Source organism: Nostoc sp. CALU 546 (genome assembly GCF_048836525.1).
Genome location: NZ_JAWJTF010000003.1, coordinates 72967 through 86209, shown reverse-complemented (window position 1 = coordinate 86209; position 13243 = coordinate 72967). Strand labels below are relative to the sequence as shown.

Below are 13243 nucleotides of genomic sequence, written 5' to 3'. Positions count from 1 at the left end.
GTCATTTTTTATCTTTTAATCTATTAAAAAATATTAAGTTATAAATAAATATTATCTTTAATCACAATCAAATTTAAAGTCAGTAACTTATCTTGCTATTTACTTGTAAATATGCAAATCTTTTTTTATAGCTTTAATGATAAAGTTATAACTTTTACTTAAAGTTAACTTAATTTTTCAGTTCTCTAAAGCTAAACTTGGTCTATAGTTTTTCAAAATTTGATGAAAATTAGCACTAGTGCATTATTAGTAGTCTTCCCTTTACTTATGAGTTCACTTCCAGCTAACGCACAAATTTCTCCCGATCTAACTTTACCTAACAACACAAATATTCAAATAAATGAAAATCTTAGAACCATTGAAGGTGGTACTCAAGTAGGAAACAATTTATTTCACAGTTTCAAGGACTTTTCCGTTCCTACAGATACTAGCGTCCATTTCAACAACGGGCTGGATGTTTACAACATTATCGCTAGAGTTACTGGTGGTTTCGTCTCTAATCTTGATGGGCTGATTAGCGCCAATGGTACAGCTAACTTGTTCTTGATCAATCCCAGTGGCATTGTCTTTGGCCCTAATGCTCGATTAGATATCGGTGGTTCTTTATTTGCAACTACGGCTGACTCTCTAGAATTTGCCAATGGTTCTGAGTTTAGTGCTATTAACCCACAACAACCACTGCTGACTGTGGATATTCCTATTGGTTTGCAGTTTAATGGTAATTCTGGAAGTGTTACTGTCCAAGGAAAAGGACACACAATTGAGCAGAGTGATTTTTTTACCCCTCTTAACCCTAGCAAGTTAGCAAACAGCCTGGAAGTTAAACCTAATAATATTCTTGCTTTGATCGGCAATAACATTGCCTTAGATGGAGCTATTCTTAAAAACACTAATGGTCGGCTCGAATTAGTTAGCCTTGAGAAGGGAGTAATAAATTTAAGCAACCAAAATAATCAATGGTTAGTCTCTCCTGGAAATAGCTTAGTTTATAAAGACATAAGAATATCAAATAATTCTTTACTTTATGATGGTAGCTCTAATGGCTCAGGAAATTCTATAGAGATTTATGGAGATAATATATTTTTAGATAAAGGCTCTTTAATTATTGGACAAAGTTTTAAGGATAGACAATCTGGTAATATATTTATTAATGCTGTAGAATCATTAAATATACAAAATGAATCTCAAACAACTGCTACAGGTATTTTTAATATTAATTTTAGCGAAAATACAGGTGGTAATATTGAATTTAATAGTGGGAAAATCTCTTTAAAGGCTTCTCAAGTTGCCACGACAACTTTTAGCAGTGCTGCGGGTGGCAATGTCATTGTAAATGCTGAACAATTAAATTTTGAAGGCTTAACTCTTGAAAGTATTTCTCAAGGGTCTGGAATTAATACATTTACTTACAATGCTGGGAAAGGCGGCGACATTATTGCAAATGTCGCACAAATTGTTGCAAATAATGGAGGATTGCTTACAACAACTTTTGGCAGTGGAGATTCTGGAGTTTTAAGACTAAATTCTAACTTTATCTCTTTACGGGCAGGGAGTAGTATAGGCTCTGCAACTTTTGGTCAAGGTAAAAGTGGTAGTGTTTCAGTTAATTCAAACTCTATAGAAATAATTGGCACATCTACTGGTTTAGGTAACGCAAGTAACATTCAATCATCTACTTATAAAGATGGCAATGCTGGTAATTTAGAAATTAATAGTTCAAATTTATTATTACAAGATGGAGGTACTATTAGTACTAGTACTTTCGCTTCCGGCGATGCTGGTAATTTATTTATTAGATCCTCAGAAGCAATTACAATATCAGGAAAATACTTAGACACATTAAGTGCTATATCTTCTTCAGCACCTATACTAAATGAACGCCTCAGAACCGGATTAAGATTACCTCCAGAGCCAACAGGTAGAGCGGGAAGTTTAACTATTGATACTCAAAAGTTAACTATTTCTAATTTTGGACAGCTTAGTGTAATAAATCAAGGCTCCGGTGACGCTGGTACTATTAATATCAATACAGACAAAATCGATATTACAAATCAAGGGGGAATTACAGCGACAACTGCTGTTGGAGAAGGTGGGAACATCAATTTGAAAGCAGAAAATGTTCAACTGAATAATAGCTTTATATCTGCAACCGCAGGTACAAACGGCAGTACGGGCAATGGGGGCAATATTGGTATTGAAACAGGTGCGTTAATATTGCAAAGTAACAGCCAAATTACAGCCAATGCCTTTGAGGGTAGGGGTGGGAACATCAAAATCAATACCCCAGGTTTATTTGCCTCGCCAGATAGCCAAATAAAAGCTACTTCAGAAAGAGGAGTTAACGGCTCAGTACAGATTAACACTACTCAAATAGATATTGCTAACTCTGGGATTAGAAATACTGTCTTTCAGTCTCCACAACCGTTTAACACTTGCTCGCCAGAACCTCCTAACTTGCCGAGTGAACTAACTATCTCTGCTAAAGGAGGGCTTCCCGCTAGTCTTGATGATTTATCTAGCACTACACTGGGGTGGACAGACTCATCAGTACCCATCTCTTCTCAACAATTACCCCAATCTACTCAAACTGATAATACGGAAAATATAGTGGTAGCCCAAGGGTGGCGCAATAACGGGGATGGGACTGTTAACTTTGTGATTACCCCAGATCCAAGTAACGATATGGGTGCGTACAGTTCGCCATTGAAATCTTCTTGCATCAAGAGAGTACCAGATGTAGGGGGTTAAATATTGAGTTTACATTTACTAGCGTATTTAACGGCAAGTCATTTTTCCTTGGCAGAACTTGAGTCAGGTGGCCTTCATCAAAAAAATCCGCCAACCATACAACAAACACCCCTGTCACCCACTCCTTTACCTCCAGCACCGCCACCATTAACGCTTCCAGCATCCTCTACTCCTTTGATTCCTCAAAGAACCCTTAAACCAAACAATTTCGTTAAAATCAAAGTTCAAGGTTTTCGATTTCAAGGAAATACAGTCTTTAATAATCAGGAGTTAGAGAAAGTATTATCAGAATTCATTAGTCAGGAAATCACTTTTACTGATTTATCAAAAATTAGTGATAAGGTTACTGATTATTATGTAGAGCAAGGGTATATCAACTCTGGTGCATACATTGGTGTTGCCCAAAATCAATCTCTCAAGGTTGACAATGCTATAGTTACTGTCTCAATTGTTGAGGGACGAATAGAAAAAATCAATATTGTCGGCGGCAACAGACTACACAACTATATCCGCGCACGTATTCCACAACCGATTCTCAACAGTAAACGCTTATTGCCAGCACTACAATTACTTCAACAAGACCCATTAATTGAGAAAATTACTGCTTCATTGAAAGAGGGAAGCAAACCAAGCCAAGCTATTTTGGATATTAATGTACAGCCCCAACAGGAATTTAAGGTTAATATTGGTCTAGACAACTACCGATCTCCAGTCATCGGAACTTTCCAGCGTCGCATTGATATCTCGCACAATAACATCCTGGGATTGGGAGACGGACTAAGCATTGGTTACAGAAATACAGATGGCAGTAATGCTATCACCCTTGGTTATTCTGTACCTATCAACCCAAACAATGGTACTATCAGCCTTGTTTACGCAAATATTTCCAACAATATCATTGAGCGACCGCTTAACGCCCTTGATATAGTAGCCGATGCAGGGGTCTATGAAATGACTTTGCGCCAACCTCTGATTCGGCAGGCATCGGCTAACTCGGCACAAGAATTGGCATTGGGGCTGACTGTTTCGCGGCTAGAAAGCGAATCATCATTGCAAAATACTCCTTTTCCTATCTCGGCGGGCGCAGATGCTTCGGGGCGCACAAGGATTTTTGCACTCAGGTTTTTCCAAGATTGGGCAAATCGCAGCCTTAATCAGTCTTTTTACGCTCGTTCAACTTTTAGTTTAGGTTTAGATGCACTAGATGCTACCATCAATGCCAACCCTCCTGATGGGCGATTTTTTAGTTGGGTAGGCGAGGCTTTATGGTTGAAGCGTTTAGGAAATAGTAACACTTCTGTTGCTATCCGCTCACGCCTCCAATGGGCGGATAGACCTTTACCCGCTTTCGAGCAAATTAGTCTTGGAGGCATCAGCAATGTCAGAGGTTACAGGCAGGATACTTTTATATCTGACAATGGATTTCTCTTATCTACAGAACTACGCATTCCGGCCTGGAAAACGACTACGCAAGAATTACAGGTTGCTCCCTTCATTGACTTTGGCACAAGCTGGAACAATAGTTCTGATACTTTTAGCCCTGATGGTAGTTTAACCTCTATTGGTCTAGCTCTCCAATATCGAAGCGATCGCTTCAATGCCCGTCTTGATTGGGGCATTCCTCTAAATGAAACTAACTCAAACTCAAACACATGGCAAGAAAATGGAGTTTATTTTTCACTTAACTATCAACTATTTTAAAAGAATTAAGTACCTATTTTTAAGTTTAACATTTACGCTAATAGTAGTGTTTAACAATGGAGCAATATTAGCAACTCCCCCAAACTTAGAAATAGCGCAATCTCTCACACAGCAAGGATTTTTACAATTAGACAACGGACAGTCCGAAGCTGCTTTGAAAGCATGGCAATCAGCTTATCGAGCTTATGAACAATTAAATAACAAGCAGGGGATGAATGGCAGTTTAATTAACCAGAGTTTGGCACTTCAAGCACTAGGCTCTTATGCTAACGCTTGCCAAGTTCTTACTCAGGCTTTAGCACTAGAAAATAGAATTTGCCCTCATGCGTTAAAAGAACAAACTAATTCTTCTCAAATCTTATCTGATTTAAAAGAAATATTTCAAAAACAACCTATCCAAAATTTACAAATTATTGGTTTTTCTAATTTAGCTAATGTTTTGCGAGCTATGGGCGAACCGGAAGTTTCTTATACTATTCTGCAATACTGTTTAACCTTCGCTGCACAATTACAAAAGAAAGAGATTCAAGATAACTTATTACTCAATTTAGCTAATACAGAAGTAATACTTTACAATCAAGCCAAGAGTAAATATCAACTCACTGATGACTTTACTGCTCAAAAGAAAGCACTTATTTTAGCCAAGTCTAAATTCGATGCTGCCCAGAAAGTATACGAAAAACTCAGTAATAGCCCAAGTACAGTTTCTCTACAAGCTAAACTAAACTGGTTAAAGTTACTCATAGATAATACATCAATACAATTGTCACAATACTTACCTTTAAGTAATTCTGTTTCTAGACTAATAAATGATATTCTCACCAATTTGAAACAAATTGAAACGTTATCCAAGGTTGATTCAATTTATAGCAAACTTAAATTATCTCATAACTTACTAAAAATCACCCAAAGTAATAACTTGAAAGTGAAACAATTCACAGATAACAATTTACAATCTATAGCCTTATCCTTATCACAGGAAGCATTAGCTAGTGCCAAGAAGTTAAATAATTTTAGAGCAATTGCTTATGCTAATAGTACTTTAGGTGAAATTTACGCTGCTGGTGGAGAATTATCAAAAGCTGAGAGTTCGTATCATGATGGGATGTTCTACGCTCAATCAGTACAGGCTTGGGATATCGTTTATCAATGGCAATGGGAACTAGCTCGGCTTTATAAAACATCTGGTAAAATCGAGCAAGCTAATAAATTTTATTCTACTGCTATAAAAAATCTTGATAAAGTACGTGGTGATGTTTTACTGTTTAACTCTGATATTCAATTTGCTTTTACAGAAAAAGTAGAGCCACTTTACCGCGAATACATATCATTATTACTTAACAAGAATAATTCTAATAAAAACTACAATAGACAAGCTATTAAAATTCAAGAACAACTTAAATTTGCTGAAGTAGAGAATTTCTTGCGTTGTGGTAAATTTGCTGAAAATGCCCTAGATGCAAGATTGGATAGCGGATTAAAAGATTTGGATTATATTGTTTACCTCATTAAATTAGATGACCGAGTAGAGGTGCTTGTTAAAACTTCTCAAAATATCTATCGTCACACAATAGATTTAGATATAATTGGTGAACCTCTGACTAATTTCTTCAATATTATCCAGAATTTAGAATTCGTTGATACTAAAGGTTATAATTTTCTCACTTATTCGCAAGCAGTTTATCAGCTTTTGATTCAACCTATCAAACAATATTTACCCTCATCAGGCAAAATAGGTTTCGTCCTAGATAGTTATTTTCAAAATCTGCCCCTAAATATGTTATATGATGGGCAACAATATTTATTAGAAACATACATTATTTCTGTAGGTTCTAGTGCTAAACAATTGCGGCAATCGCTGCTCAAACCAGCTGCAACGTTAGCTAGTGGCGTTTCTCAGATTGGCCCTAGTTTTAGTAATCCTATCGTCCCTAGAGATTTACGTCCTTTACCTCAAGTCAGGTTAGAGATTGAGAATATTAAGAAAGCTAATCCCTCTGCCATTACATTACTTGATAGCGAATTTACCCATGAACGATTTAGTAAAGATATTGAAAACAATTCTTTTTGGGCTATTCATTTAAGTAGCCATGCTCAATTTAGCTCGGACATTGAACAAACCTTTGTCTTAGCATGGGATACTCCCCTGATGGTTAATGATTTAAAAGCTTTACTACAAAATAAAAGCAACCTTGATTTACTGGTGTTGAGTGCTTGCCAAACTGCCAAAGGTGATAGACGCTCCTTTTTGGGTATTGCTGGTATAGCTGCACAAGCTGGAGCGCGTAGTGTTTTAGCCAGTCTATGGCTAGTTGATGCTGATTCTACTGCTCAACTGATGACTAAATTTTATGAAGGACTGAAATCTGGACTTACCAAAGCCGAAGCATTAAGATCAGCACAACTCAGTTTATTAAAAAGTGACAAATATTTTCACCCATATTATTGGAGCGCATTTATTCTCGTTGGCGGATAACTCGTTTGCTCCTTGACCTTTGTGTGTGCTGCAATCTTTATACCAGCTTCTGCTAAAGCTAACTCTACAGTATTATTTGCTTGTTGGGCTAATTTCTTAGCTGTTAAATACGCTTCATTAGCTTGTTGAGGAAAATTAGCTATTAAGTAGCGATCGCCTAATAATCTATAAATCGTTGGGTTCGTTGAACCTGCTTTAGCTCTAGCGTCTAACACTTTTATCGATTCGTTGACTAAATTGTATGACTCATATACTGCATCCATATCAATCGCCAATTCATCAAGCGGCTGTTGAAGGTTCTTGAGAACGTTAATTGTCTTTTCTACTTCTTGTATATTGTCTGTGGCTAACAGCAATAACAACGAGTTACTGCCATCTATTACTCTATCGCCCCGCATGGCAACTATATCTAAAGTGTATGCTTGACCTGCTTTCAATGCTGGCTCTTGGGGCGGATAGGTTAAACTTTCTCCTTTGACTGCCACCTCCCAGCTAATGCCTCCATTTCCTCGCATACGCACAATGTAATCAGTCGCTCCCTTTGGTTTAGACCAAGATATTGTCGGGCGCTCTTGATTGATTACTGCTCCATAAGGTGTCATCTTTGTAGGTTTGTTCTCTTCATCCGGCCCTTTAGGGATGACACAGCTTCTTCCTTGTAAAACGTTGCATCCTCTACCTTCGTTCACTTTTAATGGCAAGCATTGTTTCCCGACAACATCACTAGGAATGTCTAGGATTTTTCCTCTTGGGTAACAGAAGATTTTTACTTTTCCACCATTAGCTGCAACAACTCTATCCTCACTACATAATTTTTTTGAAGGTTGATAACGACTATCTCCACTTATCACTTTCGCTATAGGTTCGCAAGAGACTTTAGATTGCCGATTTGCCCTCACTACCTTCTGTCCCCACACACGACTTTCAGTGACGTTAACTAATATTAATCCTAATATAATGGCTCCAATCTGAATTCTCTTGAACATGGGATTTATATACTTGTTCTTCTACAAACTGTTTTTCAAAGTCCTAAAATTTATTTCTTTTTAAATATCCTCTCTATTAATTCCCCTCGCCATTTTTGTACTTCTGGCAACCACGTATCCATCCTTGCCAATAAACATATTTCACCGTAACCACTTGCAGAATTTATATCTCCTAACGCTTCTTTCGCTTTCGATAACAAGCAATACACATCAACTCTTTGTGAATCTAACTTAAATGCTGTTTGCAAATCTTTATCCGCTCCTTGATAATCTTTTTGCGTCAGTTTCGCCCAGGCTAAATTTTTATACAATGCTGCTCTTAACTGTTTATCACTAGATGGGGCTTTATTCAATCCTTCTATTGCTAGTTTTTGAGCTTGAGTATAATTTCCTTGCAAATTATTCAACCTAGACAAATTATTCACAGCAATTAACGCCTGCTCCTGACCAGATTTAATTGCTAAGTTATATTGTTCTTGAGCTAAATCATATTTTTCTTGAGTTTCATAAAAGTTAGCTAAATTGTAGTGTCCTGTCCAGGAGTTAGGCTCTAGCCTAAAAAGCTGTTGGTAACTTTTATTTACACAATCTATATCTCTCAAAAATTGACAAGTCAATGCTAGATTATTATATGAATCTATATCATTCGGATTATATTTAGCCGCTAAATTATAATATTTCTTTTCTAATTCTAAATCTTCTTTAACTCTTCCTGCTATATCAAAGTAGAATTTGGAAATTTGATTACTTAATTCCGGGCGAATTTTTACTGCTTGGTCAAATAGCTTTTGCGCTTGTTCTGTATTATTTTCTTGCTCTAACTTTTGCCCTTGTGCTACTAAATTATTTGCATAAACTGGGAATCCAAGTGTATAAGCTAGTAATCCTATGAAACTAACGCTGGCGATCGCTGCACTGAACATGAAGGGTTTCGACCTTGTTAGTCTATAAATCTTATTTTGCTCAGGCAGTTTTTTGAGTCGCCACAAAATAATTCCCGTTGTTTGCGGTCTATGTGCTGGGTTTGGATCTATCAACTCATCAATAAAATCCGCCAATGGCTTATCTATCTGTGGTGCTTTATGTCTCCAGATCAATCTCCCCGTATCATGATTTGTCTGCAATTCTCTTAATTTTACCCCCGTCACCAAGCGAACCATAGTCCGACCTAAAGCATAAAAATCTGACTGTGGAACCGCATGACCATGCGCTTGTTCTAGCGGACTGTAATAATGGGAAATTACTTTAGTGATTTCGTAATTACTGATAGTTCTGTCCGTTCCTCCAGTCGAGCTTACTTTGGCTAAATATGTATCTGTTATCTGGCGCACAGCCCCAAAATCTATTAAATATAATTGTCCATCCGGATCTAGAATTATATTGCTTGGTTTGATGTCTCTATGAAAAAATTCTGTATGATGTACTAAATCTAGTATTGCTACTATTTGTTCCAACCAATCTAGTGCTAACTCTTGTGAAACTGAATGATGAGTTTCTATCCAATCTTCTAAATTTTCCCCTTCAATTTTATCCATGATTAAGCATCGGAATTTGAAGGGGCTGTTCTCTAATTCGACGGTAAAGTAGTCATCATCTCCGTTTGTCTGCGGAATATTTGGATGATTTATTAATTGCAAGGCTAAAACCTCGCGCTCAAATCGCTCCACAGATTGAGGCGAATTCCATTTTAATATCTTCATGACTCGTCGTTTACGCCCAGGACTCCACTGCGTCCCAGAATCCTCTATTTCAAAAATCTCATTTGCCGTGAACGGGTTGCGATCTAATTCTCTTAATGGTTTAACTAGACGCACACGTTCATTGATCACTAAAGATGTACCGCAAGAAGCGCATTTGTCGGCATCATCAAGATTCTGCCGTCGTTCACACAGAGGGTTTATACAGTAATTCACAGTTGTACAATCCTTGTTGCGACTGATGAATAACTATCGTCTGACGATTTTGAGTCATCATCAAACTACTGAAAGAAAAAATGAGTTGCTTTGACAGTTTGTTTTTTAAATCCATTTCTGAAAAATGTATTAAGTATTATCACTTAGAAGTATCTTCATCTGTTTTCAGATGCTCTAAAAATATACATCATAATTAAATAAACAACTGTACTCTATATTAAAGAGACAACTCTACTGTTCCATATCAAGGTTATTAATTATACGTTTAACTCAAAAAGAGGAAAGTATAGCTTGTTAAACTTGAACTTTTATTTACATTAGAAGGAAGTAAAACAACTAAGTCATACCACAAAGTAAAGCTGAAAGATACCCATCCATACTAATTTTCACTTTTGGTCGGGTTTTAACGGCTCAGTTACTAAAATCTTTATACAGCAAGGATTTCACTTAATTATATATACGTTTCAATAAAAATCACTTACGTTATTTTACCTGGGTTTAGCAATAAATCTTACTTTAGATGTAATATCGTAAATAACCTAGCTAAAAATAAATCAATACAGTATTATTATGTGTAACCTGACAACCTTGACATCAACTCTATTTTTTAGAGATATTCAAGATTATGCAGATATGCCTTCTAGCTTACATCTTTAGATATATCTGTAAACTCAGTCTGTCATCACCCTGCTGCATCTAAATTAGAGGAGCGCAAAAGAGAGTAACTCCATGACAGTTTCTTTTGATGAAACTTTAAACATAGTGAATGAATTAGTGTTTGCCAAAAGATGCAAACACTTAAATGAGCCTGAAGTTACTGTTCTTAAGGGAGCTTGGGATGACTGGGATTACGATCAGATGGCCAAGCATTCCCGTTTCTCCACTAATTACTTACAACGGGGTGTGGCCTCTAGGTTGTTTGACGTACTTACTAAGACCATTGGTAATGGTGAGCGCATTACTAAAAGAAATGTCAAATTTTTCCTAGAGCAAGCGACCAAACATTATTATTCTAAATTGGCATCAAAGGAGGAAATATATAATCTTTCTTCAGGGCAAGTTTTAGGAGGTCAGCCTCCTGAGTTATCCGTTTTTTATGGACGTACTTACGAACTAATGCTTTTAAAGCAATTAGTAAATACAAACCGATGCGTAGCAATAGTAGGAGTAGCCGGGGTTGGCAAAACTATGTTAGCTGCAAAATTAATATCGGAGTTTACTACTAAAAAACAGTCTCCTTTTGATTGCTTCATTTGGAAATCGCTTGCTTATGCCCCATTGCTTAACGATTTACTAGATGAACTACTAGAGCTAGTTTGTCCTGAAGAATATAGCTCTAATCCACCTGAATATACCCAAGCCAAGATTACCTTACTACTAAAACAATTACAAACTTACCGATGTTTGATTGTTTTAGATGAAGTAGAAGGTTTGTTTCAATCAAATAATTTATCACAACGGTTGGATTATAGACTTTTCTTCCGTCGTTTAGTAGAAGAAAAACACAAAAGCTGTTTGCTCCTTACTAGTCAAATCTTACTTAGTGAGTTAAATGATCTGCAATCATCAAAACGTCCCCTTCATTTTTTCAATCTTGAGGGTCTAGATCCAGATTCTGCTTTGCAGCTTTTACGTCATAAAGGACTTACAGATAAAGAAGATTGCCTCCTTTTGATTGAAAATTATCGAGGCAACCCTTCAGAACTTGAGTCATTAGTAGACAAAATTAATCACTACTTTGCTGGTAGCACTCAAAAATTTTTAGAATATAAAACTACTTTTATTAGTAGTAAGCTTGAAGCTACTCTCAATCATCTTTTTAGTCAAGTTTTGACAGAAATTGAGCGAACAATTATCATCTATATCGCACAAACAATGATATTAAATTCTCAACCCATCACTTTTTTATCTATATTAGAGAATCTTAAAGATAAAAATAAAGCATCTTTCTCAACATCAGAGCTAGTCAAAGCACTAGAAAAACTAGAAATGCAATCATTAATTGAAGGTGTTAAAGACCCAAATACTAAAGAAATAAGTTTTACTCTCCAGCCTGTAATCAAAAAATATATTACAACAGACCCTTTAGGCTTGGTACAGATTACCGATGCTTTACCAATATTATCGACTATCTCTTAGGCAAAATATTTATGAATACCATTAAAGAACTTTATCCATCCATCACTATAGAAAATGGTTGGCAAGAAATTAAGATTAATTGTGACAGCTACATTAGTTCTTGCACATTTAGACCCACCCTTTATCAACAACTGACTCACTTAGCCAGCCATTATTCAAAGACTGTACTAGCGATAGCCCTCCACATGAGTCAGTTCATTGTGTGTTTCTTCAACAAGAACCAATCTAAGTTTCCCGCACTACCTTACCCCCAGGGGATACTATCTTACCAAGGGTGACGACAAGAAAGCCCTAGTTCAGATAGAGCAGATTTACCAAGATTAACAAGGAGAGGAGGCAAACCATTAAAGAATCAAATTTTGCTAGGTGCGAAAAGCCCCGAAGTTCTGTAAGATCAAGCTTGTCAATATTTCGCAAGGAGGGAGAACACAGAAAATACATAAAAATTTAGGCAAAACCTACTGAGGAGTAGTGCTTTGCCTGGAAATCAAACAATCAAATAATTTCGGAGCGGGGTTGATCTCGGCTGACAAAGAAAGTGGCGCTTAAAGTTTGCCGACTTAAAACCACTGACTTGTCAAAAAGATACCACGCTGCTTTACTTTGCCAATTATAGCGATAAAGGGGTAGGTAAAGACAACTTTTGCTGCCCCTTTTTTAATGAATTGGTGAAAAATTTATATTTTACTTAAGTAAATTTTTGTAAAGTAGCGATATCAACAGCAATTTAGTCTGAGAATCTAGTAAAGAAAGCCTTTTCCAGCGTATAGGACAGGCAGGTGGAAATAATTCCACCCACCACAAGTGCGTTCGCCGCAACAGAACAGTAAGGAAGCGATCGCTGTAGCGCTGTTTGGACTATGGAAAAATGACACACTAGGCTTTGCGGCTGGATTAGCGCAACAACGCAGGAAATGTGGCACTTTAAATTCGTGCTGCATCTAAATTGCCAGTTGCGAAAAGCAGCGAATTGCGAACTGATACAACCCCCTCTGAACTTGTCAACCAAGTTATCAGGGGAAAATATCATGACAAACAGGGAACGCCCCAAGAGCGCAGTGTTAGAGCGCATGGGGTCGAGTGCAGCTTTTGCATGGCAATTTTGTGCTGTGACGAAGGGAAATTTTCGGAATATCCAGGCTAGTAGTCTGGCAAGTCAACTTTGCATGGTGGTTAGCAGAGGGGCAGAGGGGCAGAGGGGCAGAGGGGAAAGAACTTGTATAAGCCTCTCCCCTGCTCTCCTGCTCCCCTGCACAAGCGCCGACCTCCACCCAGTAATT

The 13243-nt window shown here is 37.1% G+C and carries 8 protein-coding genes; 6 read left to right on the top strand and 2 right to left on the bottom strand.

The genetic code is table 11. The features are described from left to right. The first annotated feature begins 267 nt into the window (after positions 1–267). The 3 genes from RRG12_RS02500 (at position 268) to RRG12_RS02490 (ending at position 6925) form a co-directional block, all read left to right on the top strand. A complete protein-coding gene (locus RRG12_RS02500) occupies positions 268–2748 on the top strand; it encodes a filamentous hemagglutinin N-terminal domain-containing protein (RefSeq protein ID WP_334844605.1) in 2481 nt (826 codons plus the stop codon). 3 nt (positions 2749–2751) lie between these two features. After that, positions 2752–4449, top strand: coding sequence for a ShlB/FhaC/HecB family hemolysin secretion/activation protein (locus RRG12_RS02495; RefSeq protein ID WP_420758222.1), 1698 nt, complete (start codon positions 2752–2754; stop codon positions 4447–4449). A 238-nt stretch (positions 4450–4687) separates the two neighbouring features. Then, entirely contained in the window at positions 4688–6925 is a 2238-nt protein-coding gene (locus RRG12_RS02490) for a CHAT domain-containing protein (RefSeq protein ID WP_420758221.1), read from the top strand. Here RRG12_RS02490 and RRG12_RS02485 read toward each other — a convergent pair. Both RRG12_RS02485 and RRG12_RS02480 read right to left on the bottom strand, forming a co-directional pair. Then, positions 6892–7911: a hypothetical protein gene (locus RRG12_RS02485; RefSeq protein WP_420758220.1), complete on the bottom strand. Its 1020-nt coding sequence runs from the start codon at positions 7909–7911 to the stop codon at positions 6892–6894. The two genes, RRG12_RS02490 and RRG12_RS02485, sit on opposite strands and share 34 nt — an antisense overlap. 50 nt (positions 7912–7961) lie before the next feature. Further along, the gene (locus RRG12_RS02480) at positions 7962–9824 is read right to left on the bottom strand and encodes a protein kinase domain-containing protein (RefSeq protein ID WP_420758219.1); all 1863 of its coding nucleotides are present in this window, start codon (positions 9822–9824) and stop codon (positions 7962–7964) included. 729 nt (positions 9825–10553) lie between these two features. Between RRG12_RS02480 and RRG12_RS02475 the strand changes: the two genes are divergently transcribed. The 3 genes from RRG12_RS02475 (at position 10554) to RRG12_RS02465 (ending at position 12908) form a co-directional block, all read left to right on the top strand. After that, positions 10554–11963, top strand: coding sequence for an NACHT domain-containing protein (locus RRG12_RS02475; RefSeq protein WP_420758218.1), 1410 nt, complete (start codon positions 10554–10556; stop codon positions 11961–11963). Between the two features lie 11 nt (positions 11964–11974). After that, positions 11975–12241, top strand: a complete 267-nt coding sequence (locus tag RRG12_RS02470; protein ID WP_420758217.1) for a hypothetical protein — start codon at positions 11975–11977, stop codon at positions 12239–12241. Positions 12242–12767: 526 nt separating this feature from the next. Further along, positions 12768–12908: a hypothetical protein gene (locus RRG12_RS02465; protein WP_420758216.1), complete on the top strand. Its 141-nt coding sequence runs from the start codon at positions 12768–12770 to the stop codon at positions 12906–12908. Positions 12909–13243: the final 335 nt, after the last annotated feature.

What these genes read in the sequence shown, in the direction of transcription:
- RRG12_RS02500 (WP_334844605.1), top strand. Translation starts at nt 268, where the DNA reads ATGAGTTCACTTCCAGCTAACGCACAAATTTCTCCCGATCTAACTTTA.
- RRG12_RS02485 (WP_420758220.1), bottom strand. Translation starts at nt 7,911, where the DNA reads ATGTTCAAGAGAATTCAGATTGGAGCCATTATATTAGGATTAATATTA.
- RRG12_RS02475 (WP_420758218.1), top strand. Translation starts at nt 10,554, where the DNA reads ATGACAGTTTCTTTTGATGAAACTTTAAACATAGTGAATGAATTAGTG.
- RRG12_RS02470 (WP_420758217.1), top strand. Translation starts at nt 11,975, where the DNA reads ATGAATACCATTAAAGAACTTTATCCATCCATCACTATAGAAAATGGT.